Annotated in this window: 24 protein-coding genes; 19 read left to right on the forward strand and 5 right to left on the reverse strand. The window is 69.2% G+C overall.

What is annotated here, in order from left to right; genetic code table 11:
• The 5 genes from ACN675_RS19645 to ACN675_RS19665 all read left to right on the forward strand — a co-directional run.
• A partial coding sequence (locus ACN675_RS19645) for an ABC transporter permease subunit (RefSeq protein ID WP_420752443.1) occupies positions 1-760 on the forward strand: 760 nt, incomplete at its 5' end.
• Positions 760-1,488, forward strand: coding sequence for an ABC transporter ATP-binding protein (locus ACN675_RS19650; protein WP_420752444.1), 729 nt, complete (start codon positions 760-762; stop codon positions 1,486-1,488). The genes ACN675_RS19645 and ACN675_RS19650, both read left to right, overlap by 1 nt.
• Before the next feature lie 50 nt (positions 1,489-1,538).
• Entirely contained in the window at positions 1,539-2,615 is a 1,077-nt protein-coding gene (locus tag ACN675_RS19655) for an NrtA/SsuA/CpmA family ABC transporter substrate-binding protein (RefSeq protein ID WP_420752445.1), read from the forward strand.
• 14 nt (positions 2,616-2,629) lie between these two features.
• Positions 2,630-3,994, forward strand: coding sequence for an LLM class flavin-dependent oxidoreductase (locus tag ACN675_RS19660; protein ID WP_420752446.1), 1,365 nt, complete (start codon positions 2,630-2,632; stop codon positions 3,992-3,994).
• Entirely contained in the window at positions 3,991-4,419 is a 429-nt protein-coding gene (locus ACN675_RS19665) for an OsmC family protein (protein WP_420752447.1), read from the forward strand. The genes ACN675_RS19660 and ACN675_RS19665 overlap by 4 nt, the downstream gene beginning before the upstream one ends.
• An 82-nt stretch (positions 4,420-4,501) precedes the next feature.
• On the opposite strand, the gene ACN675_RS19670 is transcribed toward ACN675_RS19665, so the two are convergent.
• Positions 4,502-5,803 carry a PQQ-binding-like beta-propeller repeat protein gene (locus ACN675_RS19670; RefSeq protein ID WP_420752462.1) on the reverse strand — a complete coding sequence of 434 codons (1,302 nt, stop codon included), beginning with the start codon at positions 5,801-5,803 and terminating at the stop codon, positions 4,502-4,504.
• Between the two features lie 96 nt (positions 5,804-5,899).
• Between ACN675_RS19670 and ACN675_RS19675 the strand changes: the two genes are divergently transcribed.
• From ACN675_RS19675 to ACN675_RS19705, 7 genes are all read left to right on the forward strand, one after another.
• Complete coding sequence (locus ACN675_RS19675) at positions 5,900-6,664, forward strand: acyltransferase (protein ID WP_197251313.1); 765 nt, start codon at positions 5,900-5,902, stop codon at positions 6,662-6,664.
• 54 nt (positions 6,665-6,718) lie between these two features.
• Positions 6,719-8,215: an amidase gene (locus tag ACN675_RS19680; RefSeq protein ID WP_420752448.1), complete on the forward strand. Its 1,497-nt coding sequence runs from the start codon at positions 6,719-6,721 to the stop codon at positions 8,213-8,215.
• Between the two features lie 752 nt (positions 8,216-8,967).
• Positions 8,968-9,552: an ABC transporter permease gene (locus tag ACN675_RS19685; protein ID WP_420752449.1), complete on the forward strand. Its 585-nt coding sequence runs from the start codon at positions 8,968-8,970 to the stop codon at positions 9,550-9,552.
• Positions 9,552-10,274, forward strand: a complete 723-nt coding sequence (locus ACN675_RS19690; protein ID WP_420752450.1) for an ABC transporter ATP-binding protein — start codon at positions 9,552-9,554, stop codon at positions 10,272-10,274. The genes ACN675_RS19685 and ACN675_RS19690 overlap by 1 nt, the downstream gene beginning before the upstream one ends.
• An 89-nt stretch (positions 10,275-10,363) precedes the next feature.
• A complete protein-coding gene (locus tag ACN675_RS19695) occupies positions 10,364-11,452 on the forward strand; it encodes an ABC transporter substrate-binding protein (protein ID WP_420752451.1) in 1,089 nt (362 codons plus the stop codon).
• 19 nt (positions 11,453-11,471) lie between these two features.
• A complete protein-coding gene (locus ACN675_RS19700; protein ID WP_420752452.1) occupies positions 11,472-12,842 on the forward strand; it encodes an NtaA/DmoA family FMN-dependent monooxygenase in 1,371 nt (456 codons plus the stop codon).
• Positions 12,829-13,515, forward strand: a complete 687-nt coding sequence (locus tag ACN675_RS19705) for an alpha/beta hydrolase (protein WP_420752453.1) — start codon at positions 12,829-12,831, stop codon at positions 13,513-13,515. Before ACN675_RS19700 ends, ACN675_RS19705 begins: the two co-directional genes overlap by 14 nt.
• Before the next feature lie 44 nt (positions 13,516-13,559).
• Here the strand turns inward: ACN675_RS19705 and ACN675_RS19710 are convergent, their stop codons facing one another.
• From ACN675_RS19710 to ACN675_RS19725, 4 genes are read right to left on the reverse strand one after another with little or no spacing between them, the layout of a single operon-like run.
• Positions 13,560-14,120: a GNAT family N-acetyltransferase gene (locus ACN675_RS19710; RefSeq protein WP_420752454.1), complete on the reverse strand. Its 561-nt coding sequence runs from the start codon at positions 14,118-14,120 to the stop codon at positions 13,560-13,562.
• Positions 14,117-15,364 carry a glycosyltransferase family 4 protein gene (locus ACN675_RS19715; protein WP_420752455.1) on the reverse strand — a complete coding sequence of 416 codons (1,248 nt, stop codon included), beginning with the start codon at positions 15,362-15,364 and terminating at the stop codon, positions 14,117-14,119. Before ACN675_RS19715 ends, ACN675_RS19710 begins: the two co-directional genes overlap by 4 nt.
• Complete coding sequence (locus tag ACN675_RS19720; protein WP_420752463.1) at positions 15,361-16,878, reverse strand: 1,4-alpha-glucan branching protein domain-containing protein; 1,518 nt, start codon at positions 16,876-16,878, stop codon at positions 15,361-15,363. The genes ACN675_RS19715 and ACN675_RS19720 overlap by 4 nt, the downstream gene beginning before the upstream one ends.
• A 17-nt stretch (positions 16,879-16,895) precedes the next feature.
• Positions 16,896-17,726: a class I SAM-dependent methyltransferase gene (locus ACN675_RS19725; RefSeq protein WP_420752464.1), complete on the reverse strand. Its 831-nt coding sequence runs from the start codon at positions 17,724-17,726 to the stop codon at positions 16,896-16,898.
• 180 nt (positions 17,727-17,906) lie between these two features.
• On the opposite strand from ACN675_RS19725, the gene ACN675_RS19730 reads away from it, so the two are divergent.
• From ACN675_RS19730 to ACN675_RS19760, 7 genes are all read left to right on the forward strand, one after another.
• On the forward strand, positions 17,907-18,692 hold the full coding sequence (locus ACN675_RS19730; RefSeq protein ID WP_197251310.1) for an electron transfer flavoprotein subunit beta/FixA family protein: 786 nt from the start codon (positions 17,907-17,909) through the stop codon (positions 18,690-18,692).
• A 46-nt stretch (positions 18,693-18,738) separates the two neighbouring features.
• A complete protein-coding gene (locus ACN675_RS19735; protein ID WP_420752456.1) occupies positions 18,739-19,695 on the forward strand; it encodes an electron transfer flavoprotein subunit alpha/FixB family protein in 957 nt (318 codons plus the stop codon).
• 168 nt (positions 19,696-19,863) lie between these two features.
• A complete protein-coding gene (locus ACN675_RS19740) occupies positions 19,864-20,682 on the forward strand; it encodes a GNAT family N-acetyltransferase (protein WP_420752457.1) in 819 nt (272 codons plus the stop codon).
• Positions 20,683-20,753: 71 nt separating this feature from the next.
• The gene (locus ACN675_RS19745; protein WP_420752458.1) at positions 20,754-21,521 is read left to right on the forward strand and encodes a lysophospholipid acyltransferase family protein; all 768 of its coding nucleotides are present in this window, start codon (positions 20,754-20,756) and stop codon (positions 21,519-21,521) included.
• A gap of 45 nt (positions 21,522-21,566) precedes the next feature.
• On the forward strand, positions 21,567-22,802 hold the full coding sequence (locus ACN675_RS19750) for a cysteine desulfurase family protein (protein WP_420752459.1): 1,236 nt from the start codon (positions 21,567-21,569) through the stop codon (positions 22,800-22,802).
• Positions 22,799-23,884, forward strand: a complete 1,086-nt coding sequence (gene mnmA, locus ACN675_RS19755) for a tRNA 2-thiouridine(34) synthase MnmA (protein WP_420752460.1) — start codon at positions 22,799-22,801, stop codon at positions 23,882-23,884. The genes ACN675_RS19750 and mnmA overlap by 4 nt, the downstream gene beginning before the upstream one ends.
• A partial coding sequence (locus tag ACN675_RS19760; protein WP_420752461.1) for a methionine synthase occupies positions 23,881-24,726 on the forward strand: 846 nt, incomplete at its 3' end. The genes mnmA and ACN675_RS19760, both read left to right, overlap by 4 nt.

Here is a 24,726-nt window from a genome sequence, read left to right on the forward strand (position 1 = left end):
GACCGCGCTGCTGCCGTGGGTCGTCCCGGCTCTCGTACTGCTCGGCTGGCAGTGGGCCTCGTCGACCGGACTGATCTCCACGTCGATCCTGCCGCCCCCGAGCAAGGTTCTCGACACTGCCCGGAACCTCTGGGCCGCGGGAGAACTGCAGACGCACCTGCTGGTGAGTGTGCGGCGCATCGTCATCGGCTTCACCATCGGCGCCGGTATCGGGCTCGTCCTCGGCTTCGCCGTCGGCCTCTCGCGCATCGCCGAAGGACTCGTCGACCGGACCCTGCAGATGCTGCGTGCGCTGCCGCATCTCGCTTTGGTCCCGCTGCTCATCGCGGCGTTCGGCATCGGCGAGCTGCCGAAGGTCCTGCTCGTGACCCTCGGCGTCATCTTCCCCGTCTACCTCAACACCGTCGCGGGTATCCGCACCGTCGACCCGAAGCTCGTGCAGCTCGGCCGCTCGTACGGACTCGGGCGCGGCGAGCTGATCCGGCAGGTCATCGTGCCGGGTGCGATGCCGATGATCCTGACCGGCATCCGCTACGCGCTCGGCGTGGCCTGGCTGACGCTCGTGATCGCCGAAACCATCGCGACCAGCGAGGGCATCGGCTTCCTCGCCCAGAACGGCCGCGATCTGCTCCGCAACGACCGGATCGTCCTCGCGATCGTGCTCTACGCGCTCGCCGGCCTCCTGGCCGACCAGCTCATCCGGCTGGTCGAGGCGCGTGTTCTCCGCTGGAACCCCAACTACCGGAAGGGAACCCGCTGATGTCCCGTGACGACCTCGTCGGACTCGACCTGCTCGGCGTCGGGCACCGCTACCAGGACAAGCGCATCCTGAACAACATCGATCTGTCGATCGCGCCGGGCGAGTTCGTGACGTTCCTCGGACCCAGCGGCGTCGGCAAGTCCACCCTGCTCCGGATCCTCGCCGGGCTCGAGCAGCCGACCGAAGGGCGCGTCGAGCCGACCGTCGATCGGCCAGTCGTCTCCCGCATGATGTTCCAGGAAGACCGGCTCCTGCCCTGGCGCAACGTCCTCGACAACGTTCAGCTCGGCACCCGGGGACGACGCGACGAGGCAGCCGCGCTGCTTCGCGAGGTCGGACTCGCCGGCCGCGAGAACGCCTGGCCGTCCGAGCTGTCCGGCGGCCAGCGTCAGCGCGTCGCACTCGCCCGCGCCCTGCTGCACCACCCCGACGTGCTGCTCCTCGACGAACCGTTCGGCGCTCTCGACGCGATCACCCGGGTGACGATGCAGCAGCTGCTCGAACGCATGCTCGCCGAGCGGCCCCGCACCGTCCTGCTCGTCACCCACGACGTCGAGGAAGCGTTGATCCTCTCCGACCGGGTGCTGCTGCTCACCGAATCCGGGATCACCCGTGAACTCCGGATCGACCAGGCCCGCCCCCGGCACCGCGGCGACGCCCGGCTCGCGGCCTGGAAGGAGGAGTTCCTCGACGGGCTCCTCGAGGCCGACCGCGCCCTGCATTCCTGACACTGCCCACCGATCCACCGCTCCACCCGTAGGAAGGTTTCACCCCCGCTATGTCACCCCTGACCTCTTCGTCGCTGAGCCGACGCGGCTTCCTCAAGGCCACCGGCGCCGGTGTCCTCGGCCTGACCGCCCTGTCCCTCGCCGGGTGCAGCACCGACGCCGCAGCAGACGAAGACGGCCCGCTCACCCAGGTCCGGTACGCGCTGATCGGCGACGGCAACGCCGAACCGGGCACCGTGCTGCGCAACAGCCTCGGTGGGTTCGACGTCGCCGCCGGCCTCGGCGTGCCCGTGGAATGGCCTACCGGATTCCCGGCGTCCCTCCCGGTGATGGAGGCGATCAAGTCCGGCAGCGTCGACTTCTCCTTCGCCACCGCGACCGCCGTCATCTACGCGATCGGCGGCGGCGTTCCCATCGTCCCGCTGGTGGCCTACCCGCTGCCGAGCAACGAGGTGGACGTCCTGGTCCCGCAGGGCTCCACCATCCGGTCCGCCGCAGATCTGAAGGGCCGCAAGGTCGCCGACCATCGCGGCACGACCGGCACGTACAGCCTGGTCAAGTACCTCGAGACCGCGGGCCTGACGCTCGACGACATCGAGTACGTCAACCTCACCGCCGCCGACGCCGAGGCCGCGTTCGCGCAGGGCAAGGTGGACGCCTGGATCACGTGGCAGCCGATGGCCGAGCTGGCCAAGCGCAAGCACAACGCCGCGACCCTGCCCGACGTGAAGACCTACGACTACGCGTTCTTCGTCGCGAGCGAATCGTTCGCGAACAACCACCCCGAGGTGGCGGCGAAGCTGGTGCGCAACGTCCGCGACGCACAGCGCTGGATCGAGGCCAACCCCGCCGCGGCCGTCGACGAGTTCACCCGGCTCGGCGGTTTCGGCGGCAACGCGATGGAAGCCGAGGTGTACCGCGACCTCGTCGAGACGAAGCGGCTCTCGTACTCCGGTGCGGGACAGTTCACCTCGGTCGGTGCCGACGCGATCGCCGGCACCCAGGATCTCGCCGACAACTTCCACCGGCTCGGCATCTACCCCGAGCAGGTCGATGTCACGTCGTGGCTGCAGGATTCGCGATTCGACTCGATCAAGTCCGTCATCGACCAGGAACTCTCGAAGTAGGTATCAGCACCGTCATGTCCGATTCCCAGATGCATCTCGCCGCGTTCATCACCGCCGGCCCCGGCCGCCCCGGCGGCTGGCGCTACCCGGCCTCGGTCCCCGGGTGGTTGTCCGCGGAGTACTACCAGAACATCGCCCGCACCCTCGAGGACGGCAGGTTCGATCTCGCGTTCTTCGCCGACATCCTCTCGGTGCCCGACCGGTTCGGGTCGAGCACCGACACCCAGTTGCGCAACGGCGCGCTCGGCTCGTTGCGTCTCGATCCGCTGCACGTGCTGTCGTCGATGGGTGCCGTGACCCGGCACCTCGGTCTCGCTGCGACGGTGTCCACCACGTACGCGCAGCCGTTCACCGTGGCCCGCTCGTTCGCGAGCCTGGACCACCTCACCGCCGGCCGCGCGGCGTGGAACGTGGTGACCTCGTTCCAGGAATCCGAGGCGCGCAACTTCAACCTCGACGAGCAGTTCCCCCGCGAGAAGCGCTACGAACGCGCCGACGAGTTCCTCGAGGTGGCGGCGAAGCTCTGGGACAGCTGGGAGGACGACGCGCTCGTCCTGGACACCGAGGCGCCGTTGTTCGCCGACCCCGAAAAGGTGCACGCGATCGGCCACAAGGGGGAGTGGTTCACCGTCCAGGGACCGCTCAACGTGCCGCGGCCGCCGCAGGGATACCCGGTGGTGATCCAGGCCGGCGCCTCCGCCAAGGGCAAGGACTTTGCCGCCCGCTGGTCCGACGTCATCTTCTGCAGCCACGCGTCGCTCGAGTCGGCGCAGGACTTCTACCGCGAGATCAAGGAACGGGCCGCCGCGCACGGCCGCGACCCCCGTCAGGTGAAGATCCTGCCCTCGATCGCCCCGGTCATCGGTGCCACCAGCGCGATCGCGCAGCAGACCTTCGAGGAGCTGTTCGAGCTGGTGCCGCCGCTGGGCGGGCTCTCCACCCTCGCCTACCACCTGGACGTGGACCTGTCGACGTTCCCCCTCGACGAGCGGCTGCCCGACGTCGAGGTTCCCGGCGTCGAGGGCCACTACCGCGAGGTCCGCGAGATCACCGAACGCGAGGGGCTCACGCTGCGTGAGCTCGGCAAGCAGTACGGTGGCCGCGTCGAAGGCGGATTCATCGGTACCGCAACGGAAGTCGCGGACGGCCTGGAGGAGTGGTTCACCGGAGGCGCGTGCGACGGCTTCATGGTGCAGGCTCCCTACCAGCCCGGTGGATTCGAGGACTTCACCCGGCAGGTCGTCCCCGAACTGCAGAAGCGCGGCCTGTTCCGGACCGAATACGAGGGATCCACGCTGCGCGAGAACCTCGGACTCGAGCGACCCGCCCCGCGTGAATGGGAGAACCGGATCCCCAAGCCCGCGAGCGCTGCCGAATGAGCGCCGGCACCGCGCCCGCGCCGAACGTCGCCGCCGTCTCCGGGCACACCATCGCCGGAGTGCCCGGACGGTTCGTGCTCGACGCCCGCGCCAACCATCTGGTCACCGACTCGCGATTCGGCCCGGGAGAGTCCATCCAGGCCGGGGAGCTGCTCCTGTCGGCGCTCGCATCGTGCGCGATGGCGAACTTCGAGGCGAACGCGACGGAACTGGAGCTGCCGCTCGCCGGGATCCGCGTCGAGGCCTCGCACGCCCGCGGCAGCGAGGATCCGACCCGGTACGACTTCACCCGGGTCACGATCACCACGAGCGGGGTGGATCAGGCCGCGGCGGACATCCTGTGCGAGCGGTTCGTCGCGACCTGTCCGATCTACAACACGATCCGCCGGGGCAGCGGGATCGAGCTGACGGTCCTCGCATCCTGAGATGACCGGCCGACGGCCACACCATCGGTGCCTGCGCCCCGGCGGTGTGGCCGTTCGGCGTCCCCAGCGCAGCGCTTTGCCGTCAGCGCAGCGTGTACAGGTCCCCGAGCAGCGTGGTCGCCAGTAGCTCACCGTCCGGGCCGATCGCGGTTCCGACCGCGAATCCGGATGCCCCGGGCAGGGATTCCTGATCCAGCGTGCTGCCGTCGGAGGTGTCGAAGATCAGCGCGGCGAGGCCGTCCGGAACCCGCACCACCGTGTACCCCACTCCGTCCGCGGCGACGGCCGGTGCGCCGAGCTGACGCACGTCGTCGCGTTCCCACAGGGATTCGGGGTGATCTCCGGCGTCGCGCAGCGCCACGAGCGGGCCGTCCGCACCGCCACCGGCGAGCAGGATCGTCCCGTCGGCGGTCACCGCCGGTCCCGTCGACGTGACGTAGCCCGGATCGTGGCTCCAGCGCGGCGAGCCCGTTGCGGCGTCGATCGCCCACAGGGTGCCGTCGCCGTCGTGCACGTACACCGTCGCACCGTCCGCGGAGAGCACCGGGCTCGTCACCGCCCCGCCCGGAAGGTCCGCCAGCGACCACTCCTCGGCGATGCGCGCGTCGTCACCGCCGGTGTAGCGCAACGCGACCAGTGCCGCCTGGTCCGCTCCCGGGCGCCACAGCGTGGCGAAGATGCGGTCCGTGGCCACGTCCACCGCGGGGGTCGTCGCGACCGGGCAGTCGGGGGAGCCGCCGAAGCACGCGGCCAGTCCGTGGTCGGGGGCCTGCCGGGGCACGTTCGTGCCGTCCTGCACACCCGGGATCGGCACCATGTCGTAGATCGGGGCGACGAGCTTGCCGGTCTGCGTGTCGACGACGTTGACCTGACCGAAGTGCGTGACCACCAAGAGGTTTCCGTCGCCGGTGAACTGTGCGCTGCGCGGTGTGCCGCTCACCGGGATACGCCAGCGGCGCTGCCCGTGCTCGTTGAACGAGTACAGACCGCCTTCTTCGCCGACGTAGACGTTGGCGACGGTGTCGGCAACCGGCGTGACCACGCCGACGCCCGGCGCGAGTCGCGTACACCAGCGTTTGCGGCCGGTGTCGATCTGGAACGCGAACAGATTGCACCCGGCGTCGGTGGAGGCGCTGACGAAGATCTGCCCGTTGGCGGCGATCGACGGCGGGGATCCGACCGCGCCGCCGACCGATCGGGTCCAGGCGACCGACACGTCGGAGAGGCCGTCCGCGACCGCGGTGCTGCTGTTGCGGGCGTCGGAATAGCGGCCCGGCCACGCTCCTTCGGAGAAGATGTCGATCGGTTCGTCCCCGCTTCCGCATCCGCTCAACGCGAGTGCTGCCGTCGTCGTCAGCACTGCAGTCCGCAGGACACCCCGCATCACACATCTCTCCTCAGGCCCGAAGGATACGGTCGGTCAGCCTATCGGGCCGGGCCCCGTGCTTTCCTCACGAGGCTGACCGTAGGCTGGCATGCTATGACGAGCATGTGGGGCGCACCGTTGCGCACGAGGTGGCGTGGTTCACGTCGCCGGGACGCCGACCAGGCGAAATTCCTGACCGTCGACTCGCTGCGGTGGGTGCTGGCCAACAAGGCCTACACACCCTGGTACCTGGTGCGGTACTACCGACTCGCGAAGTTCAAGCTCGCGAACCCGCACGTGATCCTGCGCGGCATGGTCTTCCTCGGCAAGAACGTCGAGATCCACTCGACGCCGGAACTGTCCCGGCTCGAGATCGGCAGATGGGTGCACATCGGTGACGGCAACGCCATCCGCTGTCACGAGGGATCGCTGCGTATCGGCGACAAGGTCGTCTTCGGCAAGGACAACGTCGTCAACACCTACCTCGACATCGAGATCGGTGCGTCGACGCTCGTCGCGGACTGGTGCTACATCTGCGACTTCGACCACCGCACCGAGGACGTCACCTACCCGATCAAGGATCAGGGCATCGTCAAGAGCCCGGTGCGGATCGGACCCGACACCTGGATCGCCGCGAAGGTCACCGTGCTGCGCGGCACCCGCGTCGGCCGCGGCTGCGTGCTCGGTGCGCACGCCGTCGTCAAGGGCGACATCCCGGACTACAGCATCGCCGTCGGATCCCCGGCCAAGGCCGTGAAGAACCGGAAGGCCGACTGGGAGGCCGGTGCGGCGCAGCGCGCCGAGTACATCGCGGCGCTCGAGGACATCGCCCGCAAGAAGGCGGGCGACCTGCCGGAAGGCGCGGACGCCGGAGCCTGATCCGGTATCCGTCGTCGACGAGGGGCGGTCGATGAGGATGAGGGGAGCTGCGTGATGGACTACTGCGAGTACCGCCGTTACGACGCGGTGGGGTTGGCCGAACTCGTCGCCACCGGTCAGGTCGGCGCCGAGGAGCTTCTCGAGACGGCGATCGCGCGCCTGGACGCGGTCGAACCGGTCCTGAACACGGTGGTGTACCGGCTCGACGAGCGGGCCCGCACCCGCGCCAAGGGCCGGCTCACCGGGCCGTTCGCCGGGGTTCCGTTCCTGGTGAAGGACCTCGCGCAGGACGTGGTGGGCACACCGACCGGCAGCGGTAGCCGTGCCCTCGCGGCGCTCCCGGCCGCGCGCAACGCGCTCGTCGTCGACCGCTGGCTCGACGCGGGGCTGGTCGTGTTCGGGAAGACGAACACCCCGGAGTTCGGGGCGAAGAACATCACCGAGCCGGAGGCGAACGGGCCGACGCGCAATCCGTGGAACCCGGAGCACACGCCCGGCGGATCGTCGGGTGGTTCGGCCGCCGCGGTCGCGGCGGGGGTGGTTCCCGCCGCCGGGGCGAACGACGGCGGGGGGTCGATCCGGATTCCTGCCGCCTGCTGCGGACTCGTCGGGCTCAAACCGGGGCGCGGTGTGGTGCCCAGCGGCCCGGCCGTCGGAGAGCTGCTGCACGGGGCGGTGTCCAACGGGGTCGTCACTCGCACGGTGCGGGATGCGGCGGCGATGCTCGACGTCGTCGCCGGTCCGGATCCGACCGGTCCGTACCTCGGTGCCCGCGCCGAGGAGCCGTACGCCGCGATCGCGAGCCGGCCACCGCGGCAGCTGCGCATCGGCTACGCGACCGCCTCGCCGCTCGGCACCCCGGTCGACCGGGAAGCGGTCGCGGCCGTCGACGACGCGATCGCGTTGCTCGACGAGCTCGGGCACCACGTCGAACCCGCCGAGACCGGTATCGACGAGCGGCGCCTCGCGACGGACTTCCTGACGATGTGGTTCGCCTCGCTCGCGCAGGATGTCGACGATGCACGTCGCCGGACCAATTGCGGCCCCGACGGATTCGAACTCGACACCCGTGTCCTCGCGGCCGTCGGCCGGTCCGTGTCGGCACCGGATTACCTTGCGGCCCTTCAGCGGTGGAACGGCTACACGCAGCAGCTCGTGGCCTTCCACGAACGCTACGACCTGCTCCTCACGCCGACGCTGGCGTCGCCGCCGATCCGCATCGGCGAGTTGACCACGCCGCCGATGATCCGGATTCTGAGCCGGCTGATCGTCGCGGGCCGGCTCGGCCGTCTCGCGCGGTTCGGTGGTCTCCTGGACTCGATCGTCGACGACAACCTGGGCCGGACCCCCTACACACAGCTGGCGAACATCACCGGGCGCCCGGCGATCTCGGTGCCGCTGTACATGACGCCCGCCGGTCTGCCGCTCGGGGTGCAGTTCGTTGCGCCGCTCGGTGGGGAAGGCCTGCTGCTCGCGCTGGCGGCGCAGCTCGAGCAGGCCCGGCCGTGGGCGGACCGGCAGCCCGCCGACACCGACCTGAGGGCCGAGTAGATCCGAACGGTTCGGGTGACTTCGGCATCGACCCTGGCCGAACGCCGAATGTCCCTGAAACCGCTGCTGGTCTTCCGGATTCGACGCCCATGAAATCCCACAAATGCCCCGAATACACTAACTATTTGCTCTAGGCAATAGTTAGACTCGCGAAGATCTCCGGCTTGATCGCGCCGCTTGCCGTCTGCAAGACTTCGACGAGTTCCATCACCGCGTGTTTACCGCGGTCTGACCAGTACAAAAGGGTAGAAGAACCGTGGCCGTGACATCCGCCGAGACGATTCGGCGACACAAGTCCTGTTCCCGGGACGTGTGTCGCTGTGTCTCGCCGCTGCGATGTCACCTCGCCCGGTAGTCGCCGTACCCGTCCATTCGACGCCGCACCTGGAAGCAGTACCGACCGCAGATTCCCCCGCGGTCCGGCTGTCGTCCGATTCGGTTCTCCGCCAGCGCAATCAGGAGACATTCTTTCCGTGAGTGACCACGCTTCAGTCCTCGATGCACCACGAAACGCACTGCCCCCGGGGGTGGTCTCACCACCGCTGCCTGTTCCGAAGTCATCGAAATCGTCGAGCTTCCGCCTTGCTCGGCGCGGCCCGGTCAAACTCCTCGTCCCGGTGGTCCTCGTTCTGGGTTGGCAGCTGTGGTCGACGCAGTCTTCGAGCGATGGCATCGCCTTCCCGGCACCCGCGGACGTCGTCCGTGGATTCGGGGAACTGTGGAGCGCAGGCGCAATTCAGGAAGCGCTCCCGGTGTCGTTGACACGCGCCGGGGTCGGCCTGCTCATCGGCGGCGCCTTGGGGCTCGTGTTCGGTGTGCTCAACGGACTGTCCCGGCTGTTCGAGGATCTCTTCGACCTACCACTGCAGGTGGCGCGTGTGGTGCCCTTCATCGCGTTGCTGCCGCTCCTGACGATCACCGTGGGCATCGGCGAGGAATCGAAGATCACCCTGATCGCGATCGCGTGCCTGTTCCCGGTGTACATCAACACCTTCTCCGCGGTGCGCGATGTGGATCGCAAGGTCGTCGAAGCGGGAAAAGTATTCGGCCTCAATCGATTCCAGAGCTCGATCCAGATCATCATGCCGATGGCGCTGCCGGGGATCCTGGTCGGGATCCGGTACTCGATGGGCGTGTCACTGCTCGCACTGATCGTTGCCGAACAGATCAACGCCAACGCCGGCGTCGGTTACATCATCTGGCTCGCCCAGAATTCGGTCCGTATCGACCTCATCATCACCGGCATCATCATCTACGCACTGCTCGGGGTCCTTGTCGACCTCGTCATGAAGGGCATCGAACGAGCGGCCATGCCCTGGAAGCGAGCCGAGAAGTAATGACCACTCCGGATACGACAAATCTTGTCGAAATAAGTTCTCTGCAAAAAAATTTCGGAGATCGAACCGTTCTCCACGACGTCTCCCTGTCCATCGGTCGCGGTGAGTTCGTCGCGCTGCTGGGTGCCTCCGGATCCGGAAAGTCCACCCTGCTGCGAATTCTGGCAGGACTCGAGACGAGTGACGCCGGCGAGGTCCGCGCCCCGTCGAACGTGTCGGTGGGATTCCAGGAGCCACGTCTTCTGCCGTTCCGGCGGGTCGCCGGAAACGTGCGCCTCGGATGCTCGGCGACACCGGCAGAGGTCTCCGCTGCCCTGGCCGAGGTGGGGCTGGCGTCGTTCGAACGGAGCTGGCCGTCGTCTCTCTCCGGCGGTGAGGCACAGCGCGTCGCACTCGCGCGGGCACTGGTGCGAACCCCGGAACTGCTTCTCCTCGACGAGCCGTTCGCTGCCCTGGATGCGCTGACCCGTCTGAAGATGCAGGACCTCGTACTGAACATCTGGCGGGAACACCGTTTCGGTGTCCTGTTCATCACCCACGATGTGGACGAGGCGATCGCACTGGCAGATCGTGTCGTCGTGCTGGAACAGGGCCGCATCGGGTTCAGCGCCGAACTGGACACCCCCCGCCCCCGCGACCGGAGCTCCGACCTGTTCGGCACCGTGCGCAACACCCTCCTCGAGCGCCTCGGTGTACCTGCCGGGCATCACTCGGTGCACTGATCCCGATTGCGCCGACCCCACCGCGGAGCGTGCTCGTACCGCGGGACGTCCGTCGTACCGCGGTTTCCCCTGAATCACCCGAAGGAACCATGAAGATCTCACGTCGTTTCCAGTCCGTCGTCACCGCCACGGCTGCCGTGGTCGCTGCCGGTCTCGTGCTGTCGGCATGCAGCAGCTCCCCGTCCGCATCCGAAGGCGATCCGAGTGACCTGTCCTCGGTGACATTGCGATTCGGTCAGCCTTCCAACCTCACAGAGGCAGCCATCGTCGCGTCCGGTGTGCTCGACGACGCGCCCTACAAGGTGGAGTTCGCGTCGTTCCAGAACGCCGGCGACATCTCGTCGGCCCTGGTGACCGGCCAGCTCGACTTCGTGCAGGGATACACGGAATGGTCGGTGGCCCAGGCGGCGGCGGGAGCGACACCCGCGTGGTCGGAAGGGTCCACCGGATACTCGGTGGTCGGCGTGATCGAACCCGGCGACGTCGCCAACTTCGACCCGTTCATGGTTCTCAGCGCCAAGGACAGCGGCATCGCCACGATCGACGATGCGAAGGGTAAGCGGTGGGGCTACGTTCCGGGCTCCGTGCTGCAGCTCATCACGGCCAAGGCCGTCACCGACAAGGGATGGGAGTTCCCGGATGGGATCGAGCCGGTGACGCTGGACTACACCAGCCAGGCTCTGGCACTCGGTAGCGACCTCGCCGACCTGCAAACCACCTACGTCAACAGTGCCGGGACCGCACTCGAGGGCGGTGCCCAGAAGGTCGCGACGGCCTCGTCGATCGGTGTCGACCTGTTCTTCACCTACACCGCGAGCAGCAAGGCGCTGAAAGATCCCGCCAAGGAAGCCGCCATCGCCGATCTGCTCGAGCGGCTCGCCGAGTACCACGCCTGGTTCGCCTCGCATCCGGACGAAGCTCAAGCTGCAATCGTCGACGGCCTGCGGCTCAGCCCCGAGCAGGCGAAGCTCAGCTGGGAGTACGACCGGGGCATCCTCCGGCCGGTGAACGAGACCGCGATCGCCACCACCCAGGGGATCGTCGACGACGCCTACGGTTTCGGTCTGCTGAAGAACACGATCGACGCGGATCTGCTCTTCGACGACCGTTTTACGACGCAGATCGAAGAGGCGGCTACAGCAGCCGACACCGAAGCCGTCGTCCGCGCATCCTACTGAGCCCGAAGGGAGTCGAATCATGTCACGATCGAGCGCCGGCACCGACAAGCGCGTCATCCTGGTCGTCGGTGACACCTTCGAGTTCGCCGACCGAAACCCCAAGTGGAAAGACCAAATTCGCCCGGAAGGGTACAAGCTCGACTGGTACCTGGACTTCGCCCGCGAGATCGAAGAAGCCGGGTTCGACGCCATCTTCTCGGCGGACTTCCTGGGCATCAGCCGCGCCACCCTCGAGAAGAACACCGTCGGACCGTTCCGCCTCGGCTACGTCGAACCCCTCGCGGAATTGTCCGCACTGGCCACGGTGACCGAACGCATCGGCCTGATCGGTACCTTCTCCACCCAGTTCAATGCGCCCTATCAGCTGGCCCGGCAACTCACCTCGCTCGACACGATCAGCAACGGTCGCTTGGGCTGGAACATCGTCACCTCGTTCACCGGTGAGAGCAATTTCGGCAGCGCCGCGGTCAAGCCGGTCAAGGAACGCTACGAGCGTGCGCAGGAGTTCCTCGGGGTCACCACGGCTCTGTGGACCTCGTGGAAGGACGGCGCGGTCACGACACTCGACGCCGACCGGGTGAAGCTCGACGGTTCCCGCATCGTCGACATCGACCATCACGGAAAGTACTTCGACGTCGAACAGGCACTCGACATGGCGCCCTCACCGCAAGGTGTTCCGCTGCTGGTGCAGGCGGGTGCGTCCGAGGACGGTATCGACTTCGCTGCCCGCAATGCCGAACTGATCTTCGTGGCGTCCCCGGACATCGAGCAGGGCCGCGCGTTCTACTCCCGGGTGAAACGACTCGCGGAGGCCCATGGCCGTCACGCCGACGATGTGAAGATCGTCCCCGGGGTCCGGATCTACATGGGGGAGACGCCGGAGGAGGCGCAGGCCGTCTACTTCTCGTCGTTGACCGAGGGCGAACTCGAACAGGCCCGCGAGGCCGTGCTCTCCGAGATTCCCGACCTCGATCTCACGGGTCTCGATCTCGACGACACCCTGACCCTCGACAGGTTCCCCACTCCCGAGGCCATCCGCAGGAGCGAGCGCCGTGCCAGCCGGGCACTGATCTACCGCGGTTGGATCGAGAACGGCACCTTCACGACACTTCGTGAGTTCCTGTACCGGTATGCCACCTCGTTCGGTCACTTCCAGATCATCGGCACGCCCGAACAGGTTGCCGACGAGATCACCGAATGGGTCACCACCGAGGCGGCCGACGGATTCGTCCTCAACGGCGCGAGCAGCTTCGATTTGCTCACCGAGAGGGTGATGCCGATCCTCCGGGAACGTGGATTGCTGCCGGATCCCGACGAGGTCAAGGGAGCAACTCTGCGCGAGCGTCTCGGCACGAAGCTCAACCTCGGGGGTGGGCATGTCGGCGCTTGACACCTCGACGTCGGCCGAATCGGTGAAAGTCACCATCACGGAGGCATTCCCGTCTCGTCCCCTGGACGAGATCCGTGAGAGCGCGGATCGTCCCCTGGTGTTGCTGTTCCACGGCCGCGGTGGCGACGAAAGCCGTTTCGTTCCGTGGATTCCCCAGCTCCCGCCGGAGTACGACGTGATCCGCTTCCGGGGTCCGCTCGCCTACGAGGACGGGTACACCTGGGCTACTCCGGTGACGCCCGGCGCCGCGACCGTCCCGGGCGTGAGTTACGGCGACGGTGCCGCGGCGGTCGAGAAGTGGCTCGACGACAACGGTCTCGACACGCCGGACCGGGACATCTCCGTCGGGGGATTCTCTGCGGGGTGCATCCTGTCGTTCCAGTTGCTCGAGCGCCGCCCGGATCGCTACACCACGGTGATCGGGTTGTCCGGTTGTATCTCCCCCGAGAACGCGGTGTCGCCCGGACGGGCCGACTCGCCCACGCGCGTGTTCTGGGGGATCGACCCGGTCGGAGACGACTTTCTGACGAGCGACCGACTCGACGCGACTCGCACATGGCTGTCGCGGTTCGACACTGTCGAGCTGCACTATCCGAATACCGGCCACGACATCCGGGCTGCCGAGTTCGCCGATGTGGTCGCCTTCCTGAAGGGGAGCGGTTCGCGACCGTAGTGCCTCTCGGTCGCCGGCGCCTGCCCTGGCCGGTCTGTCGTCCCCTACGCGGACGGCGGCCCGGTCAGGGTCTTGCGATGGGTGACGACCTCGCACGGCACCGCGAGCAGCGGGGCGAGTTCGGGATGGCCCACCTCCGCCGGCACCGTCCCGACGACCGCATAGCCCATGCGGGGATACCACTGGGCGAGAAATTGTTTCGACTCGATGTCCTGGTCCCGAGGCCGGATGACCTCGAGCTGCAGGTAGCGGAAACCGGCTGCCGCGCAGTGTTCCTCGGCGAACCGCACGAGGGCGCGTCCCACACCGAGCCCGCGCGCGGCGAAGTCGGCGGCGAGCATTCCGAACTCTGCCGTCGACTCGTCGATCCGCACGATCCGGATCGATCCGACGATCCCGGCGGCCGTGCGCGCGACGAACATCTCGCCGCGGCGGGCGGCCGCGGCGACCTCGTCGGTGTCGGTGCGGGTGGCACCGGCCGGCCACATGCCGTCCTCCGCGACCACGTAGACCGCGTTGACGATCCCGGTGACCGCGCGGACGTCGGCGGGGAACCCGGGGTCGGCGGGATCGAGCGCGGCGATCGTCGACGTGCCGGTGGTCATCCGCGATCGGGGAGTGGACGTTGCGGGATGCTCGGACGCGCCAGCGGATGGCGCACCCGCCGCTTGGCGCCCGCGTACACCTGGGCTGTCTCCTCGGCGACCTGTCGCCAGTCGAAGTCGGCGGTGAGCCGCGCGCGGGCCGCGCGGGCGCGTTCCTGAGTGGCGTCGGGTTCGTCGAGCAGTTCCCGCACCGCCGAGACGAGCCCGGCCACGTCGCCCGGCTGGAACGACAGCCCGGTGACACCGTCGACGACGGCCTCGCCGAGACCCCCGGCGGTGGAGGCGACGAGCGGGGTGCCGGCAGCCGCGGCCTCCAGCGCGATGATCCCGAACGGTTCGTAGCGGCTCGGCAGCACGATCGCGTCGGCCCCGTGCAGCCAGCCGAGCAGTTCGGTGTGGTCGAGGTTGCCGAGGAAAGTCACCGACCGGGCGACGCGATGGAGGCGGGCCTGCTCGCGCAGCCACTCGAACTGGGTGCCTTCACCGGCGACGACGAGTGTCGTCCCCGGATGCGACCGCCGGATCTTCGGCAGCGCCGCGATCGCATCCTGCACACCCTTCTCGTATTCGAGCCGTCCGACGAACAACAGTCGCGCCGGACCGGTGCGGGGTTCACGGTCGCGGTAAGACCAGGTGGTGACGTCGATGCCGTTGCGGATCACCGAGATCGACGGCAGATCCGGGCCGTACAGCTCCGCGACCTCGTCGCGCATCGAGGCGGAACACGTGATGAGCCAATCGGATTCGTTCGCCAGCCACCACTCGACGGAGTGCACCTGGCGGTTCATCTTCCCGGACAGCCAGCCGCTGTGCCGCCCGGCCTCGGTGGCGTGCAGGGTGGACACGAGTGGCACGTCGAAGTATTCGGCGAGCGCGATCGCCGGGTGCGCGACCAGCCAGTCGTGTGCGTGCACGACGTCGGGCGTCCAGCCGTCGCCGATGCCGCCCTTGCTCAGGCCGACGCCGGCGCGGACCATCGCGTGACCCATCGCCAGGGTCCAGCCGAGCATGTCCTCGCCGAAGTCGAAGTGCGGCGGGTCCTCGGCGACCGCGACCACCAGGACGCCCTCCGCGATGTGCGTGACGGTCGGGTGGGTGGACGCGTCGGTGCCGGTGGGACGCCGGGACAGGACGACGACCTCGTGACCGGCCGCGGCGAGTTCGGTGGCCAGGTGGTGCACGTGGCGACCGAGTCCGCCGACGACGACCGGCGGGTACTCCCACGAGACGATGAGAATTCTCATGTCGGCTCTCCGTTCGGCAGTCGGCGTGCGTCGAGTGCGGGGAACAGGTTGTCGGCGCGGTTCCAGCCGTCGGCGAGGCGCGCGGCCGCGTCGTGGCGGCCGGCTGCGACGGCGTCGGCGATCTCGCGCAATGCGTGCGCGTGCTTGTGTGCGCGATCGCGGGCGTATCCGGCGGCGGTGTCCTTGCTGACCATGAACGCCCAGTCGCTCGAGACCGCCATCAGCGCCTCGCGCAGCATCTGGTCGTGGACCCGGTTGCGCAGAGCGGGCAGACCGGGCGCGGCGGTAGCGCGGTCCTTGTCGAGGGTGTCGAGGGTGGTGCGGACGACCTCGTCGTTGAGTTGCACCAGGTCCTGGACCTGCTCGCCGGCCCACACCCGCCAGTCCTTGCCGGAGCCCCACGACGAGTCGGGGAGTTCGACTGGGGTGCCGACGTAGCCGCGGTCGCGGGCGTCGGCGAGAGTACCGACCTCGATACCGGCCTCGGGCAGCGCCCTCAGCAGCCGTTCCAGGAACAGAGGGCCCTCGTACCACCAGTGCCCGAACAGTTCGGTGTCGAACGCGGCGACGACGAGCGCGTCCCGGCCGATCCGGGCCGACTCGCTGCGCAGTCGCTTGCGGACGGTCTCGACGAAGTCGGCGACGTGCTTGTCGACGGTCGCGGACGCGAGATCCGGGTCGTAGGGCGCCTTTTCGTGTGACGGCACGGTGCGGCCGGTGACCCGGGCGGGCTTGAGTCCGGTGTCGTGGCAGTACGTGTGGAAGTCCCGGTAGGCGGCGTGTCCGGGGTAGCCGGACTTCGGTGACCACACACGGTAGGAGACCTGCAGGTCGCGGCCGAACGCCACGACGTCCGAGTCCCACACGGTGCGGCCGAGGGAGGTGTCGCCGCGCAGGGCGGGGCCGTCGACCATGAAGTGCTCGACGCCGGCGGCGGCGTAGCCGGTCTCCATCCCGGGGGTGAAGGCGCACTCGGGTCCCCAGATCCCGCGGGGGGTGTGCTGCCAGCGGGCCTGCGCGTCGTACAGACCTTCGGACAGCGAGAACGCGCGCAGACGCGGTTCGAGCAGTGGCTGGAAGGGATGCGCCAGCGGACCGCCGAGCAGTTCGATCGCGTCGGCGTCGATCAGTCCCCGGATGACCGCGGAACCGCCGTGGCGCCAACGGGTTTCGAACTGGTCGAGCGCCTCGGCAGCGAGACGGTGCTCGCGGGCGCCGAGGTCGCGGTACGACTGCTCGGCCATCCCGGCCGCTTCGTGGGCGCGCAACTGCCAGTTGCCGATCCAGTGGTGCATGCCGGTCAGGCAGTGCGGATCGTCCAGCTGGGCGGCGAGCACGGGCGTCACGCCGAGGGTGAGCAGCCGGGTGCGGCCTTCGGCGGCGAGCCGGTGCAGGACGTCGGTGACCGGCAGATACGTTGCGGCCCAGGACTGGTAGAGCCATTCCTCGCCGACGGGCCAGCGCCCGTGGTTGGCGAGCCACGGCAGGTGCGAGTGCAGCACGAGGGCGAACATGCCCGGTTCGCGGGTGCTCACCGCGCGGGGTCCTTCACCGCGATCGCGACCAGATCCAGGCTCGCGTCGATGTTTTCGGGATCGAGGACGAAGTCGTCCACGGCGACGCCCGCGACGTCGGCGGTCAGGTCGGCAGGCCACGGCTCGCCTGCCAGGGCGCGTTCGATCTGCGCATCGATGAACGAGCCGCCGTGCTTCGCGTCGAGGGCGCGCAGCGCCGGACCGTGGTGCACCCCGGTCATCAGTTCGACGCGGAAACCGGCCTCGACGAGCAGTTCGGTCAGTTCGGCGGCGTTCAGTTCGCGGGTGTGGAACGGGTTGAGCGGGGTGTCGCGGCCGGGGGAGAAGGTGATCCGGTTGGGGGTGCTCACCAGCAGTTCGCCGCCGGGGACGAGGACGCGGTGGCACTCGCGCAGGAACTGCGCCTGGTCCCACAGGTGCTCGATGACCTGGAAGTTGACGACCACGTCGACCGATTCGTCGTCGAGGGGCAGGTCGGCGAGATTGCCCTGGCGGATGTCCACGCGCGGGTAGCGGGCGCGCACGTGGGCGACGGCGCTCTCGTCGTAGTCGAGTCCGATGACGCGCCGGGCGACGTCGGCGATCATGTCGGCGCCGTAGCCCTCGCCGCAGCCGGCCTCGAGGACGGTTCGTCCGGTGCAGCGCGCGAGCAGGTCGCGGTAGACCACCTCGTGCCGACGGAACCAGTAGTTCTCCTCGGCGATGCCGGGGACGGTTCGCTCGCCGGTGAGGGGCAGTTGCTGCGCTTCGTCTGCGCGGACGGTGGAGTCGCTCACCGCCCAGAGACTAGACGCATCACTGTTCTCCCTGTTCGGGGTGGTCCACATCACAGGCCTCTCGTTCCCTTCGGGTGGTTATGGTGAACCGGATCTCTTGCCAAGTTACTGGTGGGTAACTTAGCGTGAGGTAATCTAACGCACACCCCGTGCGAAACACGAGTGCTCGGTCCAGGCAGCGCCTCGCCCGATCCCTAAAGCAGCGATACAACAGGAGGTCGACGTAGACCCATGACGAACATCGTCGTTTTGATCAAGCAGGTCCCCGACACGTGGTCCGAGCGCAAGCTCACCGACGGCGACTACACCCTCGACCGCGAGGCCGCGGACGCCGTGCTCGACGAGATCAACGAGCGGGCCGTCGAAGAGGCCCTGCTCATCAAGGAGCGCGACGGGGGCGAGGTCACCGTGCTCACCGCCGGTCCCGACCGGGCGACCGACGCGATCCGCAAGGCGCTGTCCATGGGCGCCGACAAGGCCATCCACCTCAACGACCCGGCCCTCCACGGCTCCGACGCCATCCAGACGGCGTACGCCCTGGCCGCCGCGCTCGGTCAGATCGAGGGTGTCGAGCTCGTCATCGCCGGCAACGAGGCCACCGACGGCCGCGTCGGCGCCGTCCCGGCGATCATCGCCGAGTACCTCGGTCTTCCCCACCTGACGCACCTGCGCAAGCTCACCATCGCCGACGGCAAGGCCACCGGCGAGCGCGAGACCGACGAGGGCGTCTTCGGCCTCGAGGCATCCCTCCCGGCCATCGTCTCGGTCACCGAGAAGATCAACGAGCCGCGCTTCCCGTCCTTCAAGGGCATCATGGCCGCGAAGAAGAAGGAAGTTCAGACCCTCACGCTCGCCGACATCGGTCTCGACCCCGAGATCTTCGGCGTCGCCAACGCCGGCTCCACCGTCACCGGTGTCACCCCCAAGCCCGCGCGTACCGCTGGTGAGCGCGTCACCGACGAGGGTGACGGCGGCAGCAAGATCGCTGCGTACCTCGTCGCCCAGAAGATCATCTGATCCGCGCCCACGCGAAACAGCAGACTTACCAAGGGAGAAAGAAGCAATGGCAGAAGTACTCGTGCTCGTCGAGCACGCCGAGGGCGCGCTGAAGAAGGTCAGCATCGAGCTCATCACCGCAGCGCGTGCGCTGGGTGAGCCCGCCGCGGTCGTCGCCGGCCCCGCCGGCACCGCCGACAAGCTGCAGGACGCGCTTGCCGCGGCCGGCGCCGCCAAGGTCTACGCCGCCGAGTCCGACGACATCGACGGCTACCTGGTGACCCCGAAGGTCGACGTGCTGGCCTCGCTCGTCGAGTCCGCCGGCCCGGCCGCCGTGCTCACCGCCGCGAGCGTCGAGGGCAAGGAGGTGTCGGGCCGCCTCGCCGCGCGCATCGGCTCCGGTCTCCTCGTCGACGTCATCGAGGTCAAGGCCGACGGCTCCGCCGTCCACTCCATCTTCGGTGGCGCGTTCACCGTCGACGCCAAGGCCAACGGTGAGGTCCCGGTCATCTCCGTCCGTCCGGGTGCCGTCGAGGCGCAGCCGCAGGCCGGTGCCGCCGAGCGCGTCGCCGTCGAGGTTCCGGCTCAGGAAGAGTCCGCCGTCAAGATCACCTCGCGTGAGCCCGTCGTCGGCGGTGACCGCCCCGAGCTCACCGAGGCGTCGATCGTCGTCTCCGGTGGTCGCGGTGTCGGTTCGGCCGAGAAGTTCTCGGTCGTCGAGGAGCTCGCCGACTCGCTCGGTGCCGCCGTCGGTGCGTCGCGTGCCGCCGTCGACTCCGGCTACTACCCGGGCCAGTTCCAGGTCGGCCAGACCGGCAAGACGGTCTCGCCGCAGCTGTACGTCGCGCTCGGCATCTCCGGTGCCATCCAGCACCGCGCCGGCATGCAGACCTCGAAGACCATCGTCGCGGTCAACAAGGACGAAGAGGCCCCGATCTTCGAGATCGCGGACTACGGCGTCGTCGGCGACCTGTTCAACGTCGCGCCGCAGCTGACCGAGGAGATCAAGAAGCACAAGGGCTGATCCTTGTAGCTCCTCGTAGCTCGCTCGCAGCCCCGCTCCGGCATTCCGGAGCGGGGCTGCGGCACATCCAGGGTGTCCGGGGTCCCGTCGGAAGGTGTTCACCCCCGGTGCATCCCGGGGTCATCGCGGTGCCGCCGGGCGGCCGCCCCGGCCCGATACACCTGCACCATGACCACAACGTCGGTGCTCGCCCGTCGGTGTCGCCAGCCCGCGCCGGTGCTGTCCGGACCGCGCTACTCCCTGTTCGTCTCCACAGATCCCGACCACCGCGAGGCCGCGCAACGCCTGCGCCGGCGCGTGTTCGCCGCCGAACCCGGATTCCGGCTGCCCGCCGGGTCCGGTGATCTGGACGAGGACCGGTTCGACGCGTTCTGCGACCACCTGCTCGTCCACGACCACCACACCGACACCGTCGTCGGCTGCTACCGCATGCTGCCGCCCGACTCCGCTCGCGCCGCCGGGGGCTACTACACCGCCGGCGAGTTCGACCTGACAGCGCTGGACCCGAACGGACTGGGCGCGGTCGAGATGGGGCGCGCCTGCGTCGACCCGGCGCACCGTTCCGGGACGGTGCTCACGCTGATGTGGGCGGGCATCCTGCGATATCTGGAACTCACCGGCCACACCTGGGTATTCGGGTGCGTGTCGGTTCCGATGCGTACCCACCCCGGCGAGGTTCCCGGCGCCAACGTCTTCGCGGTCCGCGACGTCCTTCTCGCCCGGCACGCCGCGGCGCCCGGGCACCGGGTGCGACCGCTGCGTCCCGTGCCGGTCACCGATCGGTCCGTCCGCGCCGTGCTGCCCCCGTTGCTGCGCGGATACCTGCGGCTGGGGGCCCGGATCTGCGGTGAACCCGCCCACGACCCGGACTTCGGGGTCGCCGACTTCGTGGCGCTGCTGAACCTCCACGACGCGGACGCGCGGTACCTGTCGAGGCTGCGTGGTGCCGCGGAACAGGCCGATCGCGTGGCGGTGGTCCCGGCGTGAGCGTCCGGGCCCACCCCTGGATGCCCTCCAGTCCGTGCGACACGAGTTGCCTGCCGCGCGACCCGGATTGTGTGAGTCTTCTCACATATGTGGGGCGCTGGCTGCTCGTACTCGTCGCGCTGGCCGTGGTGCCGGTACTCGCCGCGAGCCGTCTGCTGCCGGCCGCCGCCCGGGTCGCGCTGGTGCGGGATTGCGCGCGGATGCTGCTGCGGTGCGCGGGCGTGCGGCTGACGATCACCGACCTGCGCAACGACGCCGACACGCGGTCCGTGAGGGGCGTCCTCGTCGTCGCTCCGCACGTGTCCTGGACCGACATCCTCGTGCTGACCGCGATCGCACCGTCCGGATTCGTCGCCCGCGCAGACCTGCTCGGCTGGGGCACGCTCGGGACGCTCGCGCGGCGCATGCGGGTCGTCCCCATCGAGCGCGAGAACCTGCGGGAACTGCCGGAGGTCGTCGCCCGGATCCGCACCCGCCTGCAGGCCGGTGACCGGATCACGGTGTTTCCGGAGGGCACCACGTGGTGTGGGCGGGCACACGGGCGCTTCCGGGCCGCGCTGTTCCAGGCCGCCGTCGATGCCGGATGTCCCGTCCAGCCGGTGCGATTGCGTTATCTCGACGATGCCGGCGCCGTCGGGACCGCTCCCGCGTTCGTCGGCGACGACACGATCGGCGCGGCGATCCGTCGGATGCTGCGGCACCGGGGCACCGTGGCCGACGTCGTGCTCACCCCGCTCCAACCTCCCGGCACCGACCGTCGCACCCTGGCGGCGCGGTGCGAACGCGCAGTGCGCGACGAGCCGAGTGCGATACCGGTCACGGTCGCGGTCGCGGGCTAGCGAGCGGACGAGGCTCGACCCGGCACCCGCTATCCTGGACCGGTCATGACCTCGCCCACTGCCGGCACATCCGGCTCCCCGAAGACCGTCTATCTCGACCACGCCGCGACCACTCCGATGCTGCCTGCGGCGATCGAGGCGATGACGCAGATCTTCGCGACGGTCGGCAACGCCTCGTCGCTGCACGGTTCCGGCCGCGCCGCGCGCCGCCGCATCGAGGAGGCCCGCGAGTCCATCGCCGCCGATCTCGGGGCCCGCCCGTCCGAGGTGCTGTTCGTCTCCGGCGGCACCGAGGGCGACAACCTCGCGGTCAAGGGCATCTTCTGGGGCCGCCGGGCGCAGGACCCGCGCCGGAACCGGGTGATCGCGAGCGCGGTCGAACACCATGCGGTGCTCGACGCGGTCGAGTGGCTCGTCGAACACGAGAACGCCGAGGTGACGTGGCTGCCGGTCGACGCGGACGGTCGCGTCGATCCCCAGACGCTGCGGGCCGCACTGTCCGAGCACGCCGACGACACCGCGCTGGTGACGGTCATGTGGGCCAACAACGAGGTCGGCACCGTGATGCCGATCCCCGAACTCGCCGCGGTCGCCGCCGAGTTCGACGTGCCGATGCACAGCGACGCGGTGCAGGCCGTGGCGCACCTGCCCGTCGATTTCACGGCGAGCGGCCTGTCCGCCATGACGGTCGCGGCGCACAAGTTCGGGGGCCCGCAGGGCACCGGTGCGCTGCTGCTGGGCCGCCAGGTGCCGTGCGTGCCGCTGGCCCACGGCGGCGGGCACGAACGCGACATCCGCTCGGGTACGCAGGACACCGCCTCGATCGCCGGCATGGCCGCGGCGCTGCACGCGGCGATCACCGACCTCGACGCGACCACTGCCCGACTCGTTGGGCTGCGTGATGCGCTCGTCGCCGGAATCGAGGACGTGATCCCCGAAGCGATCCTCAACGGACCGCGCGGCGCGAACCGTCTGCCCGGCAATGTGCACTTCACTTTCCCAGGCTGTGAAGGGGATTCGCTGTTGATGCTGCTGGATGCGGCGGGGATCGAGTGCTCGACCGGTTCGGCCTGCACGGCCGGTGTCGCCCGGGCCAGCCACGTGCTGATCGCGATGGGAGCCGATCCGCGCATCGCACGCGGATCGTTGCGATTCTCGTTGGGGCACACCTCGACTCGTGCCGACGTGGACGCGGTGATCGCGGCTCTGCCGCAGGTGGTGGAACGGGCACGCGCCGCCGGATTGGCGAGCGCTGCCGGTCGTGGAGGTGACGGACGATGAGGATTCTCGCGGCGATGAGCGGCGGTGTGGACTCGGCGGTGGCCGCGGCCCGCGCCGTCGATGCCGGACACGAGGTCGTGGGTGTGCACCTGGCGCTGTCGACGGCGCCGGGCACGCTGCGCACGGGTTCGCGCGGCTGCTGCTCGAAGGAGGACGCCGGTGACGCCCGGCGTGCCGCCGACGTGCTCGGAATCCCCTTCTACGTCTGGGATTTCGCCGATCGCTTCAAGGAAGACGTGATCGACGACTTCGTCGCGTCGTACGCGGCGGGACAGACCCCGAACCCGTGCCTGCGGTGCAACGAGAAGATCAAGTTCTCGGCGCTCGCGGACCGGGCGGTCGCGCTCGGCTTCGACGCCGTCGCCACCGGCCACTACGCCCAGCTGAACGACGGGGTGCTGCGCCGTGCCGTCGACGCCGACAAGGACCAGTCGTACGTGCTCGCCGTGCTCACCGCCGAGCAGCTCTCGCGGGCGATGTTCCCGGTCGGGGACACCCCCAAGGAACTGATCCGGGCCGAGGCCGCCGAGCGTGGACTGGCCGTCGCGAACAAGCCGGACAGCCACGACATCTGCTTCATCCCCTCGGGTGACACCCGCGCGTTCCTCGGTGCCCGCATCGGCGTGCGGCCCGGCAAGGTCGTCGACGCGGACTCCGGCGCGGTGCTCGCCGAACACGAAGGCGTCCACGGATTCACGATCGGTCAGCGCAAGGGACTCGGCATCGCCGGACCCGGACCGGACGGCCGTCCCCGCTACGTGACCGAGATCGACCCCGACAGCGGCACCGTGAAGGTGGGATCGGCCGAGCACCTGCAGGTGCGCTCGATCACCGCCGCACGCGCGGTGTGGACCTCGGGTGTCGCCCCGGAGGGTCCGATCGAGTGCGTCGTGCAGGTCCGCGCCCACGGAGGGATCGCCCCCGCAGTCGCCGAGGCGGTCGGTACCGGCATCGAGATCACGCTGCGCGAGCCGCTCACGGGCGTCGCCGCAGGTCAGGCCGCCGTGCTCTACCGGCCGGATCCGGCCGGGGACATCGTCGTGGGCAGCGGCACCATCGCCGCCGCGGCCGGCGACCGGTGACCACGGCCCCGGAAGGTTCCGGAAGCTGGGCGGGCATCGGGACCGGAATCGGATCGTGGCCCGGCGTCGACGCGCGTGAATCCGCCGCGGTGATCCTGGGTGAACTCGCCGCGCTCCCGCACCTGGTCGAACTGCCCGCCCGCGGACTCGGGGCGGACATGATCGGCCGGACGAGCGCGCTGCTGGTGGATCTGCACCTCGACAGCACCACCACCGGCTACCGGCTCACCGGTCGTCGCAGCGCGATCGCCGCCCGCGCCGAGGATCTGCTGAACCAGGATCTCGACGCATTCGAAGAGGCGTGGGAGAACGCGGGTCTCGGCCCCGGCCACACCGTGAAGGTGCAGTCGGCCGGTCCGCTGACGCTCGCCGCGCACACCGAACTCGCCACCGGACGACGCGTCCTCACCGATCCCGGTGCGGTACGCGACCTTTCCGAATCGCTTGGGGAGGGGCTGTCCCGGCACGCCGCCGAGGTCACCCGGCGGACCGGAGCCGCGGTCGTCGTCCAGCTCGACGAACCGGCGCTGCCGGACGTACTCGCCGGAACCCTCACGGGCAGAACGATTCTCGAATCCGTCGCCGCGATGCCCGAACCGGAGACCCAGCACGTGCTGGACACGACGATCGAGGCGACGCGGCGGTCGGTCGCCGTGCACTGTTGTGGCGGGACCGTGCCGACCGGGCTGCTGCGGGCGAGCGCCGCGGACGCGGTCGCGCTGGATGTCGCTCAGGTGTCGGCCGCCGACCTCGACGGCATCGGCGAGCTCCTCGACTCCGGCACCACCCTGCTGCTCGGCCTGATCCCCACGACCGCGCCGGCCACACCGCCGACGTGGCGG

The organism is Rhodococcus sp. O3, from assembly GCF_048897285.1.
In the GTDB taxonomy this organism is placed as follows: domain Bacteria; phylum Actinomycetota; class Actinomycetes; order Mycobacteriales; family Mycobacteriaceae; genus Rhodococcus.